Origin of the sequence: Salsipaludibacter albus (genome assembly GCF_019798055.1) — a bacterium.
GTDB lineage: Bacteria > Actinomycetota > Nitriliruptoria > Nitriliruptorales > Nitriliruptoraceae > Salsipaludibacter > Salsipaludibacter albus.
On record NZ_JAHOPH010000010.1, the window covers coordinates 80,753 to 102,956 of the forward strand.

The following is a 22,204-nucleotide window of genomic DNA, read 5'->3' on the forward strand; positions in this document are numbered from 1 at the left end:
CCGCGCGACCACGGGGTGGCGGTCGTCAGCCGCAGCGCCGGCCTGATCCTCGCGCACCGATCCTGCCCAGGCGACGCCCGTGCCCCGACCCGTATCCGGCTCCGCGACGTACCTGCCCGGCCTCGACGGGCTGCGGGCGATCGCCGTCGTGGCCGTCATCCTCTACCACCTCGACCCGGCGTGGCTGCCGGGCGGGCTGCTGGGCGTGGGGATGTTCTTCACCCTCAGCGGGTACCTGATCACGTGGATCCTCGTCAGGACCTGGGACCGGCTCGGCGGCCTGGACCTCAGGAACTTCTGGATCCGCCGCGCCCGACGGCTGCTGCCCGCCGTGGTCCTCCTGCTGGCGGTGGTCGTCGCCACCACCGCCGCAGTCGACCTGGCCGACCTCGGCACCCGGGTGCGCGAATCGCTGGCAGCGCTGTTCTACGTGTTCAACTGGACCACGATCGCCTCCGACGTCTCCTACTTCGAGCGCTTCGCCGGGCCGGGGCCGTTCGACCACCTGTGGTCGTTGGCCGTCGAGGAGCAGTTCTACCTGCTGTGGCCCCTCCTGCTGCTCGGGCTCCTGAAGCTGTTCCGCGGCAGGATGACCCGCGTCGCCGCCACGACGATGGCCCTCGCCGCACTGTCGTTCGTGTGGATGACGGTGCTGGCGCAGCCCGGGTTCGATGCCACCAGGGTGTACGAGGGCACCGACACGCGCGCCGGTGGCCTGCTCGTCGGCGCGGCCGTGGCGATGATCTGGCGTCCCGACCGCATCACCGCCGACATCACCCCCCGTGCACGGGCGATCGTCGACGGGCTGGGGATCGTGGCCCTGGCCACGATCCTGGGCCTGTTCGTGTTCATCGACCCCTGGGGCCAGGTGCTCTACGACGGCGGCCTGCTGCTGCTGAGCATCGCCACCGTCGTGCTGGTCGGCGTGGTCGTCCACCCGGCGTCACGCCTCGCTCGCGCCATGGGCCTGGCCCCGCTGGTGTGGGTGGGTGAGCGCTCCTACGGCATCTACCTGTGGCACCTGCCGGTCATCGTGTTCACCCCCGCGTCGGTGCTGGCCGGTGCGCCGCTGGTCCGGGCCGGGCTGCAGGTGACGGTCAGCTTCGTCCTGGCCGCCCTGTCGTGGCGACTGGTCGAGGACCCGATCCGCCGGCACGGCATGGGGGTCCTGGCGGACCGGCCCGTGATCGTGCGGCCGTCGTGGTGGCGCTGGCCGAAGGCACCGGTCGCGCGACGCGCCGTCGTGCTGGGTGCCGCGGCCACCGTGACGCTGTCGAGCGTGGCCCTGGCCGGGGGATCGTCCACCGGCCCCGACCCCGACAGCGGCATCGCGGCGCAGGCCGAGTCGACCATCGACCCGGACCCGTCGCCGTCCGATCCCGACCCGGGCGACGCTGCGGCCACCCCCGACGAACCGGCCGAGAGCGCACCGGCGGACGACGGTCCGTCGGCGACCCCGGAGTCGGCCCAGACGCCTGCCCCGGCGGCGCCCGCGTCCGACGACGGGTCGTCGACGTCGGCGTGCACCTCCGTCGTGCACGTCGGTGACTCGACCTCGCTCGGGCTGGACGACGTGGCGTACCTGCCCGACGAGGACGACCAGATCCCGGCGCGCTACGCCGAGGTCGGGGCCGAGGAGGTCATCACCCAGATCGACGGGGCGATGTCGATCGTGGAGCGGTTCAAGGACCGACCCAACGCGACCATGCGCGTGTCGCAGCTCGTCGAGGACGGCCAGGACGGCTGCTGGGTGCTCGCGATGGGCACCAACGAGGCCGCCAACGAGGCGGTCGGTGGGGGGATCCCGTTCGACGAGCGCATCGCCATGCTGATGGAGGAGGTCGACGGACAGCCGACGATGTGGACCACGACCCGCAGCCTGGAGGACACCGGCCCCTACGCGGACCAGGAGATGGCGGCGTGGAGCGAGGCGGTCGTGGCCGCCTGCGAGACCTGGCCGAACCTGCGGGTCTACGACTGGCGCTCGGAGGTCCGGGACGACTGGTTCATCGACGACCAGATCCACTACACGTCCGAGGGCTACCGCAACCGCGCGGAGCGACTGGCCCAGGCCCTGGCGCGGGCCTGGCCCGCCGACGGCGACCCCATGTCGGACTGCCTCGTCTCGTCGGGCCTCGACGAGGAATGACCAGGGTCGGGCCCGGGCTGGACGGTGCGATCTGCCGCGCCGACATCGCCCTCAGCCGGCCGCGGCATCGATGTCGCGGGTGCGCAGCTTGCGGACCCGGACCTGGGCCCGGCGCTGGGCACGGGTCGGGATCATGTCGCGCATCTCCTCGAGCTTGCCGAAGCACAGCAGGCGGTCGCCCGGCTCCAGGACCCGGTTGCCTCGGGGGTTGGGGACCACGGTCGAGTCACGGTGCAGCGTCAGCACGCTGATGTCGCGCTCGCGCAGCCCGGACTGGGCCAGCGTCGTCCCGACCAGGTCGGCGCCCTCGCGCACGAGCAGTTCGGCCACGCCGTAGCCGGTCGAGACGCTCAGCCGCTGGTGCACGTCCAGCTGGGGGAACGCCACCTGGTTGTCGATGTAGTCGATGATCGCGCCCGCGACGTCCAGCCGGGTCGCACGCTCGATCCCCTCCAGGCCCGGTGACGAATTCACCTCCATCACCAGCGGGCCGTCGTCACCCTCCAGCATGTCCACGCCGGCCACCCGCAGCCCCATGATCTGGGCCGAGCGCACGGCGGTCGCGGTGTACTCGTCGTCCAGCTCGACGGCCTCCACCGACCCGCCGCGATGGACGTTGGAGCGGAACTCGTCGCCCTGGGCGGTGCGACGCATCGCGGCCACCACCCGGTCGCCGATGACCAACGCCCGGATGTCACGACCCTTGCTCTCGGTGATGAACTCCTGGATCAGGACGTTCTGGCGGGTGCTGTGCAGGGTCTCGATGATCGCCTCGGCGACCTTGGTGTCGGGCGCGAGGATCACCCCGATGCCCTGGGTGCCCTCGAGCAGCTTGATGACCACCGGTGCGCCGCCGACCCGCTCGATGGCGGGCAGGACGTCCTTGCGGTCGCGGACGAACGCCGTGGCGGGCATGCCCACCTCGTGGCGCGACAGGATCTGCATCGCCCGCAGCTTGTCCCGAGAGTTGGTGATGCCGTTGGCGGTGTTGGGCGTGTAGACGTCCATCTGCTGGAACTGGCGCAGGACCGCGGACCCGTAGTAGGTGATCGAGGCACCGATCCGGGGAAGGACGGCGTCGTAGTCCGACAGCCGGCGACCGCGGAACTGCAGGTCGGGCTCGTCGCCTGACAGGTCGATCGCGAATCGCAGCGTGTCCAGCACCCGGCAGTCGTGGCCGCGCTCGAGCGCGGCGGTCTTGAGGCGCTGGGTGCTGTAGGCGGACGGGGCGCGGGAGAGGATGGCCAGCTTCATGGGGAGTCCGGTTCGGGGCGGTCGGTCGTGGTGCGATCGGTCGTGGTGTCGGGATCCGTCGTGCGGGGGTCCGACGTGGGTTCCGTGGTGCGGTCCGGGGCGGGCGGCACGCCGGGCGGGCCATCGGCGCCGTCGTGCTCGTCGAGGTCGGCGATGCGGGCGACGTGCACCAGTGCGTCGCCCTGGTGGCCGAGTGGGTGCTGCGTGTGGCCGATGATGATCCCGTCGAAGCGCGCCCGTGCCTGGGAGAGCCTGCGTCCGAGCGAGTCGTGCACGACCGCGACCCGCTCGCCCTTGGCCACGCGGTCGCCCAGTGCCACGTCCAGCGAGACGATGCCGCTCCGGCGTGCCCGGATCCAGGCGCTCTTGCGGCTGGCGACCGGCACGGGTGGCGGGGCGACCTCCACGCCGGAGTCCATGTCCAGGCGTGCCAGCACCCGGTGGATGCCGTCCACCCCCGCGGTGATGGCCTGGGGGTCGAACCGGAGGGCCTCGCCGCCCTCGAACAGCAGGACGGTCTTGCCGGCGGCCGTGCCGGCGGCACGCAGGGACCCGTCCCGCACCCGGGCGTGCAGCATGACCGGGGCACCGAAGGCCTCGGCCAGGTCGCGGGTGCGGGGGTCGTCGAGGTCGCCCCGGACCTGGGGGAGGTTGGTGCGATGGTCCGACCCGGTGTGCAGGTCGATGCCCACGTCGCTGCGGGCCACGACCTCCTCCATGAACACGTGGGCGATCCGCGAGGCCAGCGACCCGGTCGCCGAGCCCGGGAACGACCGGTTCAGGTCCCGGCGGTCCGGCAGGTAGCGATCGCCGACCAGGAAGCCGTGGACGTTGACGATCGGCACCATGATCACGGTCCCGGCGAGGCTGCGTGGGTCGAGGTCCTCGTTGACGCGGCGGATGATCTCGACGCCACCGATCTCGTCGCCGTGGATCGACGACGAGATCCAGATCGTCGGGCCCTCGTGGCGCCCGTGCACGACCCGCAGGGGCAGGGAGATGCGGGTGCCGGTGACCAGCCGAGGCACGGGCAGCTCACCGGTCTCGCGACGTCCCGCGCGTACCTCGAGGTCCCCGATCCGGAACGGAGGTCGGCGTCGCAGTCCGGATCGCCGTCGGCGCGTCGGGGCCGGGTCCGACGACAGTGGCGGGGCCGGGGGCGGATCTTCGGTCATCGGTTGCGCCGTCGGATGTCGGCCGGCGGGCGGCCGCCGAGGTAGGAGCGTCCCGGGTCGACCACGAACCGCCCACGCAGTGCCTCGCGACCGACCAGCATCCGGAACCCCATCTCGTCACGGTTCGTCAGCGTGAGCTCGATGGGCGCCACCAGCCCGACCAGGTGCAGGTCGGTGTGCACGACCGGCCGGCGCTGGGTGTCTCCGCTGGACGAGCGGACCTCGCGATGGTCGACGACCGGCGCCTCGACCTGCACCGGGTCGTCGTCGGAGCCCTGCCACGGATGCAGCGAGAACCGGACCCACGGGGATCCGTCCCGGTCGAACGGCTCGAGGTCCCAGGCATGGATTGCCGAGGTCCGTGCGCCGGTGTCGACCTTCGCCTTCATGTGGTCCACACCCCAGTCGGGCAGTGCCACCCACTCGCGCCACCCGACGGCGACCGGAGCCCGCTCACCCACGGGCGTGGACGCGAGGCGGCGTGGTGGCGTCGGGCATGGACGGTCCGGTCGTGTGGAGGATGGGAGGACGTCGCCGACGACGCGGCCCGAGCGAGGCGTTGCGGGCCGAACCGGGTCGGGGCGGGGGACGAGGTCGGGGAGGTCAGGCCAGGCGGGTCATCCAGCCGTGGGGGTCGTCGGCCCGGCCGTACTGGATGTCGACCAGGGCCTGGCGCAGCGCCATCGTGACCTCGCCGGCGGTCTCGCCGTCACCCATGGTGATGGTGGCGTCCCCGTCGCGCAGCGTGCCCAGCGGGGTGATGACGGCGGCCGTCCCGCAGGCGAAGACCTCGGTGATGGCACCGGATGCGGCGCCCTCGGCCCACTCGTCGATCGACACGCGTCGCTCGACGACCTCGTGGCCCGACTCTGCGGCCAGGGTCAGCACGGATGCGCGGGTGATGCCCTCGAGGATCGTCCCGGACAGCTGCGGCGTCACGATCGTGCCGTCGGCGTGGACGAAGAACAGGTTCATGCCACCGAGTTCCTCGACCCAGCGACCCTCGGTCGCGTCGAGGAAGCACACCTGGGCGCAGCCGTTGGCCGTGGCCTGCTGCTGGGCGGCCAGGCTCGCGGCGTAGTTGCCACCGCACTTGGCCGCACCCGTCCCACCGGGGGCCGCGCGGGTGTAGTCGCGCGACAGCCAGATGTCGACCGGGGCCGGACCGGAGGCGAAGTACGGGCCCACCGGCGAGCTGATCACGTAGTAGGTCACCTCGTGGGCCGGCCGGACCCCCAGGAACTTCTCGCTGGCGATCATGAACGGCCGCAGGTACAGGCTGGACTCCTCGAGCCCCGGCACCCAGGCCTGGTCGGTCGACACCAGCTGGCGCAGCGACTGCAGGAACGCCCCGTCGGGCAGCTCGGGCAGGGCCAGGCGGCGGGCGGACCGGTTCATCCGGGCGGCGTTCTGTTCCGGGCGGAAGCTCCACACCGAGCCGTCGGCGTGGCGGTAGGCCTTGAGCCCCTCGAAGATCTCCTGGGCGTAGTGCAGCACGGCTGCCGCCGGGTCGAGCGTGATCGGTCCGTAGGGCTGGATCCGGTCGTCGTGCCAGCCCTCGTCCAGGGTCCAGGTCGCGACGGCCATGTGGTCGCTGAAGTGCCGTCCGAAGCCCGGGTCGGCAAGGATCGCGGCGCGGTCCGAATCGGTGACCGGGTCGGTCGATGCCTCGACCGGGAAGGACAGGGACGTGGCGAGGGCGGTGTCAGTCATCATGCTTGCACGCTACTGCCTCCCCCGTCCCCCCTTCCACCCCGGCCCGGCCCCGGTCATCACCGGAGCAGGCTGGCTCGCAGGGCGTGGCCGAGGTCGCCGACGACGTCCAGGTCGAGGTCGTGGAGTCGGAAGTGTCCCTGCTGGCGCACCTCGACCAGCCCGGCCTCGCGCAGGACCGTCAGGTGGCGCGAGACCGTCGGCTCGGTCAGCCCGGTCAGGCCGGCCAGCTCGCGGGTCGACCGGGCCTCGTTGGCCAGCAGCGCGGCCAGGCGGAGCCGGGTCGGGTCGGCCAGCGCCTCCAGCCGTGCCGCCGTGACCTCCAACGGGGGCAGCCCGCCGGTGGGGGCCCGCCGGTGCACGGGGTACTGGAGGCACAGGGGCCACCGGGGGTTGGGCTGGGCGATGACGTGCGGGTGGCACAGCAGGCTGGGCACGAGGTGCAGGGGCTGGTCGGGGCTCGGCGCCATGGTGGCCGTGAACGACTTGTCGATGACGACGTCGTCGTCACTGGCGCGGACCCCGTGGCCCAGCCCGGCCAGCAGCGCGGTCGGGCCGCGGGCCTCCAGCAGCCGGGTCGCCTCGTCGACACTGCGGGCCAGCGTGGGGCGCAGGCCCGCCCATTCCTCGCCGAAGAACGCGTCGCGACACCCGGCCAGGAAGTCGACGAGCCGTCGTTGCACCCGTGCGGGGTCCTCCAGCAGGCCTCGGGCGACGTCCTCCACCGCCGGACCGCGCGCCCGGGCGTGGGACAGCAGCTGGTCCGGTCCCTCCCCGGGGCGATGCCCCGGAGACAGGTTCTCGCCCAGTCGGGTTCCCAGCGGTTGCAGGGCCTCGGTCGTGAGCTGCTCGGTGGGCACCGCGGCCAGCGCCGCCAGCTCGTCGTCGAGCGTGCGCACCGGCGGCAGGGCATCGGACACCACCAGGAGGAAGTTGGCGCGGTAGCCGTCCCACAGGAACTCCAGCGCGACGCGCTCGCGGTCGAGCGGCCCGGGCAGCCGTCCCAGCACACGGGTCCGCCAGTCGGCCAGGAACAGGTGGTGGTCGAGGCGGGTCAGGACGTGCAGGGCGGCACCGAGCTCCGCCAGCGGCGACAGCGTGGGCAGTACGAGCGAGCTGGTCCCGTCCAGCCGGACCGTCACCGCCATGGCGGCGCCCCGGGGTGGCTGGTCGCACGGGTCACGCGGTCTCCGACGTCCGGTGTGGGGAGTTTGCCGTGTCCGTGCAATCACCGCGCGTGGATCGCGCCAGGGCCCCACACTGGGCCGCCCGACGTCGACCCGACCCCTGAAGGAGTGCCACCATGGTTCCCATCGGCACCATCGAGGTGATCGCGGCCCACCGTGACGACCTGCTGCACGAGGCGGACGACCATCGTCGTGCCCGCGGCGACGGCATCACGCCTCCTCGCCGACTGCGCCGGATCCCCGGCCTGCGACACCGCTGACCACCGACTTCCCATCGCCCGCACCACGTGGGCAACGAACGATGCCGCGACCCAACGGGGTCGCGGCATCGTGTGTGTGGGTCCGTTGCGGCGCTCAGTCGTTGGTCAACGCGTCCTTGGCCTTCCGGGCCGCGTCCTTGGCCTTGCGGCCGGCGTCCTTCGCCGAACCCTTGGCCTGGTCCTGCTTGCCCTGGCGCTCCAGGGACTCGTCGTCGGTGGCCCTGCCGACCGCTTCCTTGGCCTTGCCGCGCGCGTTGTCGGTACCCATGGCATCCTCACTGATGGCGGGTCGTTTGGTGTCGGCGAGCGTACGAACCACCCTGTCGTGACGTCGTGTCCGTTCGGCCCCCCACGTCCCCCCACGTCCCCCGACGGCCCGCTGACGGGTCGTGCGACGTCGTCCGTCCAGGAGTTGCCATGCAGTTGCACCCCGCCACCGAGGTCGAGCCGTGGGCCGGTCCGCCCGGTCCCGACGAGGTCGTGCGCCAGCGGGCCCAGCGGGATGCGGAGGCGGCCGCCGTGGCCGGCGAGCCCGTGGACGTCGCCGAGGTCGTGGCGCGCCGCATCGGTGGGGTCGACACGCGGGTGTACCTCCCACGCCGTGACCAGTCGTCGGCCTCGTCGGGGGCCGTCGTGTGGCTGCACGGGGGAGGCTGGGTGTTCGGCAGTCTCGAGACGGCCGACGGTGGCTGTCGGCGACTGGCCCGGGCCTCGGGGCTGGTGGTCGTGTCGGTCGACTACCGCCTGTCGCCGGAGCACGTGTGGCCGGCGGCGACCGACGACGGCGAGGCGGTCCTGGAGGCCCTGGCGACCGGGGGCGACGACGTCGCCGACCTCGCGATCGACCCGGACCGGATCGTGGTCGCCGGGGACTCCGCCGGGGGGTTCCTGGCGGCGGTGCTGGCCCGCCGCGCCCGCGACGCCGGTCGTGACCTTGCCGGGCAGGCGCTGGTCTACCCGGTCGTGCAGCGAGCGGCGCTCGACGACCTCGCGGACGAGGCCGGGGACCCCGAGGGCCTGTCCGTGGCGGCCATGCGGTGGTACTGGGAGGCGTTCCTGGGAGCGGGCGGCCCGGATCCCGCCGGAGACCCGGACCTCGATCCCCTGGCCGCCGACCTGGTCGGGCTGCCGCCCGCGCTGGTCCTGACGGCCGAGCACGACATCCTGCGGGCCGAGGGCGAGCAGTACGCCCAGGCGCTCCAGTCCGCCGGGGTCGACGTCGTGAGCACCTGCTTCCAGGGCGTGCCACACGGGTTCTTCCGCCACCTCGCCACGCTGTCCGCCGCGGCGGTCGCCGTGGACCAGGTCGCCGCCTGGTGCGCGACCCGCGCCAGGTGAGAGCTCCGCGGGGTCAGCCAGGGGAGTGGTCGTGGCGCCACAGGTCGAGCAGGCCACGGAAGTGGGCCAGGAACCGTTCGTGCTCGTGGTCGGGGTAGGTGGCGCGGACCGTGCGGACCAGCAGGTCGTCGAAGTCGGACGAGTCGACCCACTCCCGGACGAGCTCGTCGACGTGGGGCAGGGAGGTGGCGCAGAACTCCTGGTAGCGCTCGGTGTCGAAGTGGCGGTCCGCGAGCTCGCCGTAGGCGGCGAGCCGGTCGGCCGACGTGCGGTCCGGGTCGTCGGCGATCGCGAACCAGTCGGGGGTCGACACGTGGGCGTCGAAGCGTCGGTCGGTGGCCAGGCAGAAGGCCGACCACCGCAGCAGCGCCGTCATCGCCCACGGGAAGTAGTAGTGCAGTGACGTCAGCGCGACGTCCGGGCAGGCGTTGGCGTAGTCGATCGGCATCAGCCGATCACCGGCGGCCAGCATCTCGCACGAGTTGAACTCCCAGCGGAAGAAGGCGTTGACGGTCCGGGTGATCGCGATCGCGTCGCGGCCCGCCTCGGCCGACAGGAAGTCGTGCGCGACCTCGTAGCGCTCGTGCATCGGGCGCTCCGGCCGGAACTTCATCACCATCGTCTCGGGACCGATCGCCAGCGCCCGGACGAACACGTCGTAGTCGACCGCCTGCTGCAGGTGCATCAGCATCTCGCCGGAGGCGTCGTAGGCGGCCTGCAGGTCGTCGGGGCCCTCGATGCGCGACACGCCGCGCCAGCCGCCGCCGTCGAAGGGCTTCATGTACAGCGGGTAGCCCAGTTCCGCGGCGATCTCGGGCAGGTCGAAGGGCTCGTTGTAGTGGTCTGCGGTGTAGGCCCAGCGGACGTTGTCGACCGGGTTCTTGTAGGGGACGAGCACGGTCTCGGGGACGTCGAGGCCCAGCCGGATCATCGCGCAGTAGGCCGCGTGCTTCTCCATCGACTGGAACGTGAACGGCGAGTTCAACAGGTAGACGTCGTCCATCAGCGCGACCTTCTTGAGCCACTCGCGCGGGTGGTAGTACCAGTGGGCGAGCCGGTCGATGACGAGGTCGTGGCGGGCCGGGTCGCGCAGCGAGAAGGGGGTGATCCGGACCCGCTCGGTGTCCATCCGGTGGTCGTTGCCGGCATGGGTGAACACGCCCAGCCGCTGGGCGAGGACCTCGAAGGCATGTGGCCAGTCCTCCTCCGTGCCGAGCAGCAGTCCTACGAGGTGGTCGTCAACGTCGCTCACGTCGTGCTCCGGATCGGGGGGGTTCGGGATGGGTGGCGCGGGTCAGCAGAACCGGGGGAGGTGGTGGGCGAGCTGGCGCTGCCACCACGGCCAGTCGTGCGCGGCGTCGTGGCCCCACACGTCCAGCTCGTGGCGGATGCCCTTGTCGGCCAGCAGGTCGGCGAACGCCCGGGTCGACGGCAGCGAGCCCGTCGGGTCGACCTCCCAGGCGCCCTGGCCCACCACCAGCAGGAGGCTGACGTGCTCGCGCAGCCAGTCGAGGTGGTCGCCGTGCAGGTTCGCGACATAGGCGGTCGGGTTGGCGAAGTAGGTGGCCTCGCCGGGCGGCCCCCAGGCACGCCAGCGCTCGACGTCGTAGTTTCCCGACAGCCCGATCGCCAGCGGCACGAGGTCGGGACGCTGCAGGGCCAGGTGGACGGCGTGGTAGGCGCCCATGCTGCAGCCCAGCGCCAGGGGTTCGGCCCCGTCGCTGTCGTCGGCCACGAACGGCAGCAGTCGGGTCACGACCCAGTGGTGGTAGGCCCCGTGGCGGCGCGCCCGCTCCTCGACGTCGACGTCACGGTCCGACCACGAGAACGCGTCGAGCGAGTCGACGCAGTACAGCTTGACCCGTCCTGCCTCGACCAGGTCACCGACGGCATCCACCATGCCGTTGTCGGCGAAGTCCCACGCCCGGCCGGCCTCGGACGGGAACACGATCACCGGTCGCCCGAAGTGGCCGTGGACCTGGACCGACAACGACGCCCCGTGGTCGAACAGTGGTCCCTCCAGGGGCAGGTCCAGATGGCGCGGGCTCATGGGGTCTCCTCGTCGCCGGACGCCGGCGGGTCGCCCGGCCCGCCCCAGGTCCGGACGAGCAGGTCGCCCAGTCCGGGTTCGAGCCCGTCACGCCACGCGGTGTAGTTGTGGAGGTCGTCGAGGTCGTGCAGCACGACGTCGTGTCCGACCGCACGCAGGGTCGCGGCCATGGCGACGTTGTTGGCGTGGTTCTCCTCGCGACGCCCGCAGGTCAGGACCACGTCCAGCCGGTCCTCGGTCACCACGTCGGTGTCGCGCTCGGCGACCCAGCCGCTGACCCGGTCGAAGTGGGGATAGGCGCCCTCCTGGGGGTCGAGCTCGGGACGGAAGAAGGACCCGGACTGGGAGAACACCCCCCGTGTCGCCACGCCGCCGGCCAGCGCCACCTGCAGTGCGGCCAGTCCGCCCAGGCTGGCGCCCATGGTCACCAGCGCCCCACGGCGGGGTCGGCGTCGGTCCGCCTCGGCGACGACGGCCGTGACCGCGTCCGGCCAGCGGGGGTTGACCGCGTACCACGCGTCGCGCTCGACGGGTTGGAGCAGGGCCATCCGGAAGCGGGGGAGCCGCCCGGTCGCGACGGTGCTGGCGGCCCACTGGCCCAGCCCGGCGAGCCGGTCGTACTCGGGGCCGTCGTGGACGACCAGGAGCGGGGCCGGGGTGGTGTCGGGGAGGTCGGCCGGGAACCAGGTCGTGACCGGGACGTCGCCCACGACCGTCGGGACCAGGTCGTGGTGGCGCACGGCCTCGACCCCGGGTTCGTCCAGCCAGGCCGGCGGCTCGTAGCCGGGCAGGAGGGCGACGCTGCGGTCACCGAACGCCGTGGCGACCCGCTCCGGGTTGTCGGGGTCGAGCACGACCTGTGCCGCGCCGTGGTCGTCGGTCACCAGGAACCGGTACTCGAGTCGTCCCAGCGGTGGCAACGGGATCGCCAGGCGCCACCCGTCGGCGGTGCGGCGGAAGCGGTGGTCGGCGACCAGGTCGTCGTCGACCTCCAGCCGGACCATGGCGAGGTGGTGCTCGGGGTCGTCGACCGCGAACACCAGCCGGTCGTCGGCGACGGTCGGGGCACCCATGGGACGTGACCCTAGCCGTCAGGGGTGGTCGTCCGACGACGACGCCGAGGACTCCGACGTGGTCGGGGACGGGGTCGGCAGCCGTGCGAGCAACGAGGTCGGACCGACCACCGCGGCACCCCGGGCCCGGACCCGCTCGGCGAGCCGCCGGTCGGCCGTCACGACCGTGGCCGGCGTGTCGGACGTGCCCACCAGGTCGACGATCCGGTCGTCGGCGGCGTCGCGCCCCCGACCGGCGTGGTGGACCTCCACGCCGTCGACCACGCCGTCGGGCAGGCGCTCGTCCGGGGTCCCGTCCACCACGGCCGTGATCCGTTCCCCGGAGGTGTCCGCCAGCAGTGCCAGTCGTCGGACCAGCCCCGCCGCCGCACCGGTCCGGTCACGCCACCAGCCGTCGGGCCGGGAGCCGACGACGTTCATGACGTCGACCAGCAGCCACGGCCGCTCGTCCCGCTCGTCGTGGTCGTCCACCTCGTCCTCCTCGACACCCGTCCTGCGTCGTGCGCCCGCCGCGATCCGGGCGTCGTGCCTCAGTCCACCGCGAGCGCCCGCCACGCCTCGTCGGGGACCCGGACGGCGACGGCGTCGTCGTCCGCCGGCATGGCGTGGATCGGCCCGGTGGCACGCACGACGATCGGACCCGTGCCCGTCTCCACCTCGTCGAGTGCCACGTCGACGGCGACGTGGTCGCCGGCGAAGTGGCGCGCCACGACGTGTCCGGTCCACGACGTCGCGCCGTCGGTGGCGCGCGGGGTCGTGGGCAGGTCCGTGTCGACCTCGACCCGGGCGGCGTCCACGCCGACCAGCGCCGGGTGGCCGAGGGTCGCGAGGATCCGCTCGTCCAGCGGCAGGTGGGGATGGTCGTCGTCGGCGTCGGCCCGGGTCGTGGCGAACACGTCGTGCCAGCCCAGGAACCGGGCCACGAACGCGGTCCGGGGGTCGTCCCAGAGCGCACCTGGCGGGTCCAGCCGGACGATCCTGCCCGCGTCCATGACCGCGACCCGGTCGGCGACGGCCAGTGCCTCGTCCTGGTCGTGGGTGACGTGCACGACGGCGGCGTCGACGGCCGCGAACACCTCGGGGAGCTCGGCGAGCAGTCGGTCGCGCAGGCGCCGGTCCAGCGACGACAGTGGTTCGTCGAGCAGCAGCAGTCGTGGCTGGGGGGCGATCGCGCGTGCCAGCGCCACGCGCTGGGCCTGCCCTCCCGAGAGCGCGTCGACCCGCCGGTCACCCAGGCCCGCCAGCCCGACCAGTTCGAGGACCTCGTCGATCCTGGCGCGACGCCGATCCGGCGCCCACCCCCGCATCCGCAGGCCGAAGCCGACGTTGTCGCCGACGTCGAGGTGCGGGAACAGCGCGCCGTCCTGGAACATCAGTCCGGTGTCGCGCTGGTCCGGGCGACGGCGCGACACGTCCTGGCCGTCGACCAGGACGCGCCCGGCGTGGGGGACCAGCCCGGCGATCGCCGCGAGCAGGGAGGACTTGCCACAGCCGGAGGGTCCCAGCAGGGCGACCACCTCGCCCGGGGCCACGGCGAGGTCGACGTGGTCGACCGCCAGCACGGCCCCGTAGCGCACCGCGACGTCCTCGACCGCCAGCCGCGCCGCCACCTCCGAGCCCGTCACGCTCCCACCTCCCCGTCACCAGCATGGTGTGCCGTTCCCGTGCTTCGCGGCACGGCACCAGCACACGATCCTCCGAGGGTGCTGGCGGGGATCGCGGGCTTGCGGACACGGTGTGCGGTTCCCGTGCCTGTTGGCACGGCACCAGCACACGATTCCCCGTGGGAGGTGGCATGGGTCGCGGGGGGATGGACATGGTGTGCGGTTCCCGTGCCTGTTGGCACGGCATCAGCACACGCTCGTCGCGGGGCGGGTGCGGCCGGCATCAGAAGGCTCCCAGGTCGGCGACGCGGAGCCGGTCGACGGCGGCGACGACCACGATGGTCACGACCATCAGGATGCAGCTCATCGCCATGGCCCGCCCGAGGTTGATCGCTCCCGGCTGGCCGAGCAGCCGGTAGATCGCGACCGGTATGGTCGGGCTGGTGGCCCGGGCGATGAACACGGTCGCGCCGAACTCGCCCAGCGAGATGGCGAAGGCGAAGCCCGCGGCCACGGTCGCGGACCGGAACAGGATCGGCAGGTCGACGTGGCGCCAGGTCCCGGTGGGCGAGGCGCCGAGCACCGCGGCGGCCTGGCGGAGCCGGTCGTCGATCGCCTCCAGGGCCGGCACCAGGATCCGCACCACGAACGGGATCGCGACCAGCGCCTGGGCCAGCGGCACCAGGATCGGTGACGCTCGCAGGTCCAGCGGCGGGGTGTCCAGCGTGATCAGGAACCCGAACCCGACCGTGACGGCCGACACCCCCAGCGGCAGCATCAGCAGCAGGTCGAACGCCCGGCCCCAGGTGGAGCGCCGTCGCCGGGTGATCGCGACGGCCGCGGCCCCGCCCACGACCGTGGCGACCGCGGCCGCTGCCACGGCGAACACCAAGGACGTCCGCACCGCCTCCCACGGCGCGACCGCCAGCACCGAGTCGGTATCGGCCAGGGCCCGGTACCACGCCAGCGAGTGCCCGTCGGCCGTGGCGAGCGAGCGCTCCACCAGGACGGCGATCGGCAGCCCGATCACGACCGCCATCAGCAGCACGGTCGCGCCGACGCCCGCCCACTGCAGCCCACGTGGACGCTGGAGCCCCCGATGGGCGGCCGTGGTGATGCCCGACGAGCCGGCCCGGTCCCGGCCGAGCCGGGCGTTGACAAGCAGGGCGGCGGCGACCGCCACGACCTGCAGCAGCGCCAGCGTGGACGCCTGCGGCAGGTCCAGCAACTGCGCCGTCGCTCGGTAGATCGCGACCTCCAGCGTCGCCATCCCGGGTGCGCCGAGGATCAGCACGATCCCGAACGAGGTGAACGTGAACAGGAACGTGATCGCGCTGGCGGCCGTGATCGCCGGTCGCAGCAGCGGCAGGGTGACCGTGCGGAACGCCTGCCACGGACTGGCACCCAGCGACCGGGCCGCCCGGACCAGTCGTGGGTCGAGGTTGGACCAGCGTCCCCCGACGGTGCGCACCACCACGGCGACGTTGAAGAACACGTGGGCGAGCAGGACCGCGGCCAGGGTCTGGGTCAGGCGGGGCGGGGCGTCCAGTCCGAACAGCCCGGCGATCCACGCCATCACCGGCGACCCCGACCCGAGCAGTCCGGTGAAGGCGCTGGCCACCACCACCGTCGGCAGCACGAACGGCACCGTCACCGCCGCGCGGAACAGCGTGCGTCCGGGGACGTCGACCCGGGCAACCAGCCAGGCCCCCGGGAGCCCGACGGCCAGGGTCAGCACGGTGGACAGCACTGCCTGCCAGGTCGAGAACCACAGCACCCGCCGGGTGGTGGGCGCGAGCAGGACGTCGAGCGCGTCGCCACCCGCACCCGCCTCGGTCAGCCCGGTGGCGATGATGGTGCCCACCGGCCACACGAACAGGACGGCGAAGAACACCGCCGGCACCGCCACGGTCGCGACCCGCCACCCGGTCGGGAGCGTCCGCGTGATCGCGCGGGCCGCGTCGGGCACGTCGGACCCGTGGGACGGAGCGGCCGGGGTCGTCACGACCCGGACCGTCCGCTGGCGGCGTGCCCGGTCGGGTCGCTCATCCGAGCACGATCTCGGTCCAGCGCTGCACCAGCTCCTCGCGCCGGTCGTCGATGGTGGCCGGGTCCATCGTGATCGGGTCGTCGGGGACCGCGCTGTACTCGACGAACTCGGGAGGCAGTTCGACGTCGGTCCGCGCCGGGAACACGAACATCTGCAGGGGGATGTCGGCCTGGAACTCGGGCTGGACCATGAAGTCGACCAGGGCCCGTGCCCCGGCCTCGTTGTCGGTGCCGGCCAGCACGCCGGCAAACTCGACCTGCTGGAAGCACGACGCCGTGATCACCCCGGTCGGGGCCTCGTCCAGCTCCTCCTCGGCGAAGATCACCTCGGCCGGTGGGCTGGAGGCGTACGACACGACAAGCGGCCGGTCGCCCTCGGAGCCCGCCGCACCGGAGAACACGCCGTAGTAGGCGTCCTCCCAGCCCGCGCTGACCGCGACGTCGTTGGCGACCAGGTCCTCCCAGTACTGCTCCCAGCCGTCCTCGCCGAACGTGCTGTAGGTGGCCAGCAGGAAGGCCAGGCCCGGCGACGACGTCGCAGGGTTCTCCACGACCAGCTGGCCGGCGTAGTCCGGCTCGGTGAGGTCGTCGAGCGTGCTCGGCGGCTCGCCGTCGGTGTAGGCCGACACGTCGTAGTTGAGGCAGACGTCGCCACGGTCGATCGGGGTCACCCGCCACTGGTCGTCCAGCACCAGGGCGGGGTCCAGCGCGTCGGCCTCGGCCGGCTCGTGCGGGACGAACACCTCGGCGTCGAGGGCACGCGACAGCAGGGTGTTGTCGACCCCGAACAGGACGTCGCCCTGGGGGTTGCCGGCGGTGAGCACGGCCGCGTTGACCGTCGCGCCCGCGTCGCCCGAGCGCAGGACCTCGACCTCGTAGCCGGTCTGGTCGGTGAAGGCCGCGAGCACGTCGTCGCTGATCGCGAACGAGTCGTGGGTCACCAGCTGCACGGCCGGGTCCTGCGGCGTCGTCGGCGCGTCGGAGGGGTCGGTCGACGCGGTGGCTGCCTCGGTGGCGCCGGAGGGCTCGGGAGGCGCATCCGGGTCGTCGGCGGCCTCACCGGCGCAGGCGCTGGCGAGGAGCGCGACGGCGGCGGCGACGGCCGCGAGTCGGAGGCCGCGTCCGCGGGTGGGGCGTCGATGGCGGGGGAGGGACTGGTCCATGGTGTGGGTCCTGGTGGGTGTCGGGCGGACCGCCGGCGGGGACACCGGCGTCGCGTCGACTCAGCGCCCGGGTTGGACGGCCAGCAGCGTGCCGGCCTCGATGGTGACCCGGGCCTCCGGAGCGACGAGCTCGTTGGACACCCCACGACTGGAACCCGGGACGAGCGACTCGTCCGACAGCTGGTACAGCAGGCCGGTGGTCGCGATGCCGTCCACCCGGCCGAAGACCGGCAGCAGCGTGACCACGTCACCGACCGAGCCACGCAGCTCGCGCGCGTCGGTGATGACCGACACGACCGCCTGCGTGGTCACGACCGTGACCCGGGCGTGCCGCGCGGCACGGGCCGCCACGAGCACGTTGGCAAGCTGGTGGTCGAACCGGTCACCGCCCCCGTCGCACACCACGATGTGGCGCGCGCCCCCCGCCAACGCCAGGTCCAGCGCGAGGTCGAGGTCGGTTGCGTCCTTGTCGGTGCTGTGGCGGCGGACGTCGATGCCCGCTGCGACCGCCCGGGAGACCTGCTCCGGGTCGACCGAGTCGAGGTCACCGACGAGCACGTCGACGTCGAGGTCGAGCCGATCCGCGAGCGCCAGGCCCTGGTCGGCAGCGATGACACGGACGTCGTCCGCGGAGTCGGGGAGGTGCGCGGCGAACCGCGCGAGCGCCAACACGGTGGTCACGTCGCCACCGGCGGTGATCACCGCGGTCGACACCATGACTCGCCCCTTCCTCCGCTGGCATTGTCCAGCTCAGGTTCCACGGGTCGGTGGCGCCGCCACGTTCTGGCAAGCCACCCTCTCAGCCCGGTCCTGCCCGAGCTCCCCGGGGGTGCACACGCCTCGAGGACGTGCAGGACGAGCCTAACGACTCGCTCGACCGACCCGCCACGGCCGATGTCGGCACGCGGGCCCTACAGCCAGCCGTGCCGTGATGCCTGCACGCCCAGCTGGAACCTCGTCTGGGCGCCGAGCAGTTCCTGCAGCTGGCTGATCCGCCGACGCACGGTCCGCTCGGACACCTCCAGGTCCCGGGCGATGGCCTTGTCGGTCAGCCCGGCGGCGAGGTTGGTCAGCAGCCGTCGGGTCTCGGTGGACTCCTTGTCGATGTGGGCCGCGGTGGTCGAGCCCGACACCGGCACGGCCAGACGCCAGAAGGCCTCGAAGACGCCCACCATCGTGTCCAGGAAGTCCGAGGCGTGGATGATCACGCCGTCGGCGAGGCGGCTGGAGGCCACCCGCACCACGACCAGGGCGAACAGGTCGTCGGAGATCAGGAGGTTCATCGGCACCCCGGGGAAGACGCGGGCCTGCTCGCCGTGGAGGATGCAGTCCTGGACCATGGCCAGGGCCCCGGGGTTGCGCAGGACCTCGGCGCCGTAGATGGACCGCACCGTGGTGCCTCGATCGAGGGTCTCGAACAGCCCTTCTGCGATGCGGAGCCGCTCGGTGCTGGAGCCGATCGACAGGGCCCGGACCTGGTCGCGCGAGTCGGCCAGCACCCGGGCCTGGATGCGTCGTGCCGCCTCCATCGTCGGGACGATCTCGAGGTAGTCCGCCCGTCCCTGGTGCAGCGACCACAGTTGCCCGAGCTGCTCGGCGGCCGTGCGGGCCAGGTCCGCCTCCCGTGCGCGGGCTCGGGCATACCGCTCCAGCGGCGTGCGCGGGGTGACCGCGACCATGCGTCCATCGACCCACACGAGCAGGCCGAGTGACTCGAGGTCCTCCACCGCGGTCTTGACCTCGTCGGCCGAAATGTCGAGATCGCTTGCCAACCGGCCCTCCGACGTGGCACGGTGGGCCATCAGGTGCGAGTAGACCCGGGTCGCGGGACCCGATGCACCGAGTTCGTGGAGCGGATCCAACGTCGACGCCTTTCCGGGCTTGGGGGGCGGCCAATGGCCGTCGTGGCAGGGGTACGTCGCGCTGTCCGGAACCGGCCACGCCGGAAGCGGCCACCAATCCGTCTCGCGTTCCGGCCGACCGTCACCATAAAGTCTCTGGAAGACGGATTCGGCCCATCCCCCCGCAGCCGGTGAGGTCCTGGGGAGACACTATCCCATGGACGCCCGTCCACGACTGCCAACCACAGGGAAGGACAGGACTCACATGAAGCGGAAACTCGCCGCTCTCCTCTCCGCGGCAACGCTCGTCGGCTGCTCGGTGATCGCGACGACCGCCACGGCTGCGGAGGACAAGGCTCCCGAACAGGGCGCCACCGCCATCTTCGACATCGGCAACCAGAAGTCGGATGTCCTCGACATGGACCTGGTTCTCGGGTTCATGGGGATCTTCGACATCGGCTGATCAACAACGTGCTGTCGGCCGCGCACCCCCCCGCTCGGCCGGCAGCAGGTCCGGCGTCCCCGCGCCAAGGACCAGCAGGGTGCCACCCCCCCGGCACCCTCCAACGGGGCGGGCCTCTGGCCCGCCCCGTTTCTCTGTGCTGCCCGGCTGATCTCTCGACCCCCCGGCCGGGCTCCCACCCGTCGTCAGACCAGGTCGTCGGCCTCCTCGAGGTCGAACGATGGTGCGGGAGCGGCGTCCTCGCCACGCTCCACGACGTCGCGGATGGCCGCGGCCACCGCGGGGACGACGTCGGTGTTGAACACGCTGGGGATGATGTGGAACGGGTGGAGCTCGTCGGCGTGGACCGTGTCGGCGATCGCCAGCGCGGCAGCCACCTTCATCTCCTCGGTGATGGCACGGGCCCGGGCATCGAGGGCACCGCGGAACACCCCCGGGAACGCCAGCACGTTGTTGATCTGGTTGGGGTAGTCGCTGCGCCCGGTGGCCACGACGGCGGCGTGGTCACGGGCCAGGATCGGGTCGACCTCCGGCTCGGGGTTGGCCAGGGCGAAGACGATCGCGTCGTCGGCCATGCGGGACAGCTCGCCGGCGTCGAACAGGCTGGGGCCCGACACCCCGATGAAGACGTCGGCGCCCTCCAGGGAGTCGACCACCGAGCCGGTGACACGCCCCACGTTGGTCGTCTCGGCGATCCACTGCTTGCCGCTGTCGGGCTGGTCACTGTCGCGCTCGATGATGCCGTGACGGTCGACCACCCGGACGTCGCCGATGCCCTGGGCGACGAGCAGCTTCGCGATCGCCACACCGGCGGCGCCGGCGCCGACCATCGTGGCGGTGATGTCGCCGATGTCCTTGCCGACCAGCCGCAGCGCGTTGGTCAGCGCGGCCAGGACGACGATGGCGGTGCCGTGCTGGTCGTCGTGGAAGACGGGGATGTCCAGTTCGTCCCGGAGCCGCTCCTCGATCTCGAAGCAGCGGGGGGCGGCGATGTCCTCCAGGTTGATGCCGCCGTAGACCGGCGCCATCGCCTTGACGATGGCGATGATCTCCTCGGTGTCGGTCGTGTCCAGCGCGACCGGCCAGGCATCCACGTCGGCGAACTGCTTGAACAGCACCGCCTTGCCCTCCATGACCGGCAGGGAGGCCACGGGTCCGATGTCGCCCAGGCCGAGCACCGCCGTGCCGTCGGTGACGATCGCCACCGTGTTGCCCTTGATGGTCAGGGACCGGGCGTCCTGGGGCTTGTCGACCAGGGCGAGGCAGACCCGTGCCACGCCGGGGGTGTAGGCCATCGACAGGTCGTCGCGGGTCTTGAGCGGCACGCGTGAGCGCACCGCGAGCTTGCCACGCAGGTGGCTCAGGAAGGTGCGGTCCGAGACGCGGTGGACGTGCACGCCCTCGAGCTCCTCGACGGCCTCGGCCAGCCGGGACGAGTGATCGCTGTCACGGGCGTTGGCGGTGACGTCGACGGTCACTCGCTGGTCGCGGGTGGACACGAAGTCGACCGCCGTCACGCTGGCCCCGTGGTCGCCGACGACGGTCGTGACGCGCCCGATCGCGCGCTGGTCCTCGGGGTCGAGGTACAGCCGCATGGTGATCGCGTAGGACGCGCTGGTGGTCGGCACGGTGGGACGCTCCGGGGAGGGGACGGATCGGTCCCCGACCGTACTCCGCCCCCCGCCACACCTCCCCGTCTCCGCGACCCAGATCCACGTCGAGTTCCACGTCGAGTGTGCGGATCGCGGCCGCCCGTGGCCCCGATGCGCACACTCGACGCGTGCCGTGCGTGCTCAGTCCCCGAGGAAGTCCGTGGTGAACGCGTCGTCGACGTCGATGGGGGCGGAGATGGCGTCCTCGGCGACCAGGAGGTCGTGGAGGTCCTGCCACTGCTCGGCGGTCTGCCAGCCCAGGCCGTGCTCGTCGGTCATCGGCGAGGTGGCGTCGGCGAGCTCGGTGTCGAGCATGGCGCGCTGGTGGTCCCGGTCGGCCTCGGGGCCGGTCCACTCCAGCACGATGTCGACGGCCTGGTCAGGGTGACTGGCGGCCCAGGCGATGCCCTCCATGGCCGCATCGACGAAGTCGTCGAGCAGGTCGGGGTCGTCGGCGACCGTGTCCGCCGTGGCGACGTAGGTCAGCCCGAGGGTCGGCACCCCGAAGTCGGCCGCGTCCCACAGGTTGAGTTCGTATCCCCACGAGGCGAGCGTGTCCGGCTCGTTGGACTTGTAGATCGGGTAGACGTCGACCTGGCCCTCGGTCAGCACCCGGGGGTCGAAGCCGACGTTGACCAGCTCGACCTCGTCGCGGTCCAGCCCGACGGCGTCCATGATCGCGAAGACGTCGGGGGCGGGCGTGCCCTTGAACCCGACGGTGTGCCCGGCCCAGTCCTGCGGGGTCTCGATGCCGGAGTCGGCCAGGGACACGTAGGCCTGCTGGCCGACCTGGCCGAGCAGGGCGAGGCTGACCAGCGGCAGGCCCGGGTCGGCACGGCGTTCCAGCAGCACGGCGGCGTCCTGGGTCGTGACCTGCACGGTGTCGTTGGACAGCAGTTGGAGGTGCTCGCCCCCGCCCCCCGAGTGGGTGATCTCGACGTCCAGCCCGCGGTCGGCGAAGAACCCCTGCGCGTCGGCGACGTAGACCCCGACGAACGGCAGGTTGGCCTGTGGCGAGAACCCGGCCATGAAGGTCATGGACCGCATCTCGTCGACGGGGTCCTCGCCGGTCGCTCCACCTGCCGGGGAGGAGGTCACGGTCGGCGAGGTGGGCTCGGTCGTCGGCGTGGCCGCGGGGGTCGAGGAGCAGGCGGCCACCAGGGCCACCAGGCCGACCGCGACGAACAGGCGGCGCAGGGAGGTGTGCACGTGGATGGCGGTTCCTCGGGTCAC

The 22,204-nt window shown here is 72.5% G+C and carries 21 protein-coding genes and 1 riboswitch; of the genes, 4 read left to right on the plus strand and 17 right to left on the minus strand.

The window, feature by feature from the left end; all coding sequences use genetic code 11:
- Positions 1-79 precede the first annotated feature (79 nt).
- Entirely contained in the window at positions 80-2,149 is a 2,070-nt protein-coding gene (locus KR546_RS08260) for an acyltransferase family protein (protein ID WP_238444233.1), read from the plus strand.
- Between the two features lie 51 nt (positions 2,150-2,200).
- Here the strand turns inward: KR546_RS08260 and KR546_RS08265 are convergent, their stop codons facing one another.
- The 5 genes from KR546_RS08265 to KR546_RS08285 all read right to left on the minus strand — a co-directional run bounded on the left by KR546_RS08265 (position 2,201) and on the right by KR546_RS08285 (position 7,439).
- A complete protein-coding gene (locus tag KR546_RS08265) occupies positions 2,201-3,403 on the minus strand; it encodes a RimK family alpha-L-glutamate ligase (protein ID WP_238444234.1) in 1,203 nt (400 codons plus the stop codon).
- A complete protein-coding gene (locus tag KR546_RS08270) occupies positions 3,400-4,578 on the minus strand; it encodes a succinylglutamate desuccinylase/aspartoacylase family protein (protein WP_274387798.1) in 1,179 nt (392 codons plus the stop codon). Before KR546_RS08270 ends, KR546_RS08265 begins: the two co-directional genes overlap by 4 nt.
- Complete coding sequence (locus tag KR546_RS08275) at positions 4,575-5,039, minus strand: ATP-dependent zinc protease family protein (RefSeq protein WP_338019119.1); 465 nt, start codon at positions 5,037-5,039, stop codon at positions 4,575-4,577. Before KR546_RS08275 ends, KR546_RS08270 begins: the two co-directional genes overlap by 4 nt.
- Before the next feature lie 142 nt (positions 5,040-5,181).
- A complete protein-coding gene (locus KR546_RS08280) occupies positions 5,182-6,291 on the minus strand; it encodes a branched-chain amino acid aminotransferase (protein WP_420804247.1) in 1,110 nt (369 codons plus the stop codon).
- A gap of 59 nt (positions 6,292-6,350) precedes the next feature.
- Entirely contained in the window at positions 6,351-7,439 is a 1,089-nt protein-coding gene (locus tag KR546_RS08285) for an ArsR/SmtB family transcription factor (protein WP_238444237.1), read from the minus strand.
- Between the two features lie 155 nt (positions 7,440-7,594).
- Between KR546_RS08285 and KR546_RS08290 the strand changes: the two genes are divergently transcribed.
- Positions 7,595-7,738, plus strand: a complete 144-nt coding sequence (locus tag KR546_RS08290) for a hypothetical protein (protein ID WP_238444238.1) — start codon at positions 7,595-7,597, stop codon at positions 7,736-7,738.
- 94 nt (positions 7,739-7,832) lie between these two features.
- Here the strand turns inward: KR546_RS08290 and KR546_RS08295 are convergent, their stop codons facing one another.
- Positions 7,833-8,006, minus strand: a complete 174-nt coding sequence (locus KR546_RS08295; protein ID WP_238444239.1) for a CsbD family protein — start codon at positions 8,004-8,006, stop codon at positions 7,833-7,835.
- Positions 8,007-8,155: 149 nt separating this feature from the next.
- On the opposite strand from KR546_RS08295, the gene KR546_RS08300 reads away from it, so the two are divergent.
- The gene (locus KR546_RS08300; protein ID WP_238444240.1) at positions 8,156-9,076 is read left to right on the plus strand and encodes an alpha/beta hydrolase; all 921 of its coding nucleotides are present in this window, start codon (positions 8,156-8,158) and stop codon (positions 9,074-9,076) included.
- Between the two features lie 13 nt (positions 9,077-9,089).
- Here KR546_RS08300 and KR546_RS08305 read toward each other — a convergent pair whose 3' ends face one another.
- From KR546_RS08305 to KR546_RS08345, 9 genes are all read right to left on the minus strand, one after another.
- Positions 9,090-10,328 (minus strand): ATP-grasp domain-containing protein, encoded by a 1,239-nt coding sequence (locus tag KR546_RS08305; protein ID WP_238444241.1) that lies wholly within the window; start codon positions 10,326-10,328, stop codon positions 9,090-9,092.
- Positions 10,329-10,370: 42 nt separating this feature from the next.
- Entirely contained in the window at positions 10,371-11,126 is a 756-nt protein-coding gene (locus KR546_RS08310; RefSeq protein WP_238444242.1) for an esterase family protein, read from the minus strand.
- The gene (locus tag KR546_RS08315) at positions 11,123-12,199 is read right to left on the minus strand and encodes an alpha/beta hydrolase (RefSeq protein ID WP_238444243.1); all 1,077 of its coding nucleotides are present in this window, start codon (positions 12,197-12,199) and stop codon (positions 11,123-11,125) included. The genes KR546_RS08310 and KR546_RS08315 overlap by 4 nt, the downstream gene beginning before the upstream one ends.
- Positions 12,200-12,217: 18 nt before the next feature.
- Positions 12,218-12,619, minus strand: coding sequence for an NYN domain-containing protein (locus KR546_RS08320; protein ID WP_238444272.1), 402 nt, complete (start codon positions 12,617-12,619; stop codon positions 12,218-12,220).
- 110 nt (positions 12,620-12,729) lie between these two features.
- Positions 12,730-13,824, minus strand: a complete 1,095-nt coding sequence (locus KR546_RS08325; protein ID WP_238444244.1) for an ABC transporter ATP-binding protein — start codon at positions 13,822-13,824, stop codon at positions 12,730-12,732.
- A 262-nt stretch (positions 13,825-14,086) separates the two neighbouring features.
- Positions 14,087-15,712, minus strand: coding sequence for an ABC transporter permease (locus KR546_RS08330; protein WP_238444273.1), 1,626 nt, complete (start codon positions 15,710-15,712; stop codon positions 14,087-14,089).
- 136 nt (positions 15,713-15,848) lie between these two features.
- Positions 15,849-17,015 (minus strand): thiamine ABC transporter substrate-binding protein, encoded by a 1,167-nt coding sequence (locus KR546_RS08335; RefSeq protein ID WP_238444245.1) that lies wholly within the window; start codon positions 17,013-17,015, stop codon positions 15,849-15,851.
- A gap of 60 nt (positions 17,016-17,075) precedes the next feature.
- A complete protein-coding gene (locus KR546_RS08340; RefSeq protein WP_238444246.1) occupies positions 17,076-17,732 on the minus strand; it encodes a thiamine diphosphokinase in 657 nt (218 codons plus the stop codon).
- Positions 17,726-17,851, minus strand: a riboswitch (TPP riboswitch). Its footprint overlaps the gene before it by 7 nt.
- Before the next feature lie 75 nt (positions 17,852-17,926).
- Complete coding sequence (locus KR546_RS08345) at positions 17,927-18,877, minus strand: helix-turn-helix transcriptional regulator (protein WP_238444247.1); 951 nt, start codon at positions 18,875-18,877, stop codon at positions 17,927-17,929.
- Between the two features lie 244 nt (positions 18,878-19,121).
- On the opposite strand from KR546_RS08345, the gene KR546_RS08350 reads away from it, so the two are divergent.
- On the plus strand, positions 19,122-19,319 hold the full coding sequence (locus KR546_RS08350; RefSeq protein WP_238444248.1) for a hypothetical protein: 198 nt from the start codon (positions 19,122-19,124) through the stop codon (positions 19,317-19,319).
- A gap of 185 nt (positions 19,320-19,504) precedes the next feature.
- On the opposite strand, the gene KR546_RS08355 is transcribed toward KR546_RS08350, so the two are convergent.
- Together KR546_RS08355 and KR546_RS08360 are read right to left on the minus strand one after the other, a co-directional pair.
- Positions 19,505-20,914, minus strand: a complete 1,410-nt coding sequence (locus KR546_RS08355) for an NAD-dependent malic enzyme (RefSeq protein ID WP_238444274.1) — start codon at positions 20,912-20,914, stop codon at positions 19,505-19,507.
- A gap of 198 nt (positions 20,915-21,112) precedes the next feature.
- Positions 21,113-22,204: an ABC transporter substrate-binding protein gene (locus KR546_RS08360; protein WP_238444249.1), complete on the minus strand. Its 1,092-nt coding sequence runs from the start codon at positions 22,202-22,204 to the stop codon at positions 21,113-21,115.

What these genes read in the sequence shown, in the direction of transcription:
- KR546_RS08265 (WP_238444234.1), bottom strand. Translation starts at nt 3,403, where the DNA reads ATGAAGCTGGCCATCCTCTCCCGCGCCCCGTCCGCCTACAGCACCCAG.
- KR546_RS08270 (WP_274387798.1), bottom strand. Translation starts at nt 4,578, where the DNA reads ATGACCGAAGATCCGCCCCCGGCCCCGCCACTGTCGTCGGACCCGGCC.
- KR546_RS08280 (WP_420804247.1), bottom strand. Translation starts at nt 6,291, where the DNA reads ATGACTGACACCGCCCTCGCCACGTCCCTGTCCTTCCCGGTCGAGGCA.
- KR546_RS08285 (WP_238444237.1), bottom strand. Translation starts at nt 7,439, where the DNA reads ATGGCGGTGACGGTCCGGCTGGACGGGACCAGCTCGCTCGTACTGCCC.
- KR546_RS08290 (WP_238444238.1), top strand. Translation starts at nt 7,595, where the DNA reads ATGGTTCCCATCGGCACCATCGAGGTGATCGCGGCCCACCGTGACGAC.
- KR546_RS08295 (WP_238444239.1), bottom strand. Translation starts at nt 8,006, where the DNA reads ATGGGTACCGACAACGCGCGCGGCAAGGCCAAGGAAGCGGTCGGCAGG.
- KR546_RS08300 (WP_238444240.1), top strand. Translation starts at nt 8,156, where the DNA reads ATGCAGTTGCACCCCGCCACCGAGGTCGAGCCGTGGGCCGGTCCGCCC.
- KR546_RS08310 (WP_238444242.1), bottom strand. Translation starts at nt 11,126, where the DNA reads ATGAGCCCGCGCCATCTGGACCTGCCCCTGGAGGGACCACTGTTCGAC.
- KR546_RS08315 (WP_238444243.1), bottom strand. Translation starts at nt 12,199, where the DNA reads ATGGGTGCCCCGACCGTCGCCGACGACCGGCTGGTGTTCGCGGTCGAC.
- KR546_RS08320 (WP_238444272.1), bottom strand. Translation starts at nt 12,619, where the DNA reads ATGAACGTCGTCGGCTCCCGGCCCGACGGCTGGTGGCGTGACCGGACC.
- KR546_RS08335 (WP_238444245.1), bottom strand. Translation starts at nt 17,015, where the DNA reads ATGGACCAGTCCCTCCCCCGCCATCGACGCCCCACCCGCGGACGCGGC.
- KR546_RS08340 (WP_238444246.1), bottom strand. Translation starts at nt 17,732, where the DNA reads ATGGTGTCGACCGCGGTGATCACCGCCGGTGGCGACGTGACCACCGTG.
- KR546_RS08350 (WP_238444248.1), top strand. Translation starts at nt 19,122, where the DNA reads ATGAAGCGGAAACTCGCCGCTCTCCTCTCCGCGGCAACGCTCGTCGGC.
- KR546_RS08355 (WP_238444274.1), bottom strand. Translation starts at nt 20,914, where the DNA reads ATGCGGCTGTACCTCGACCCCGAGGACCAGCGCGCGATCGGGCGCGTC.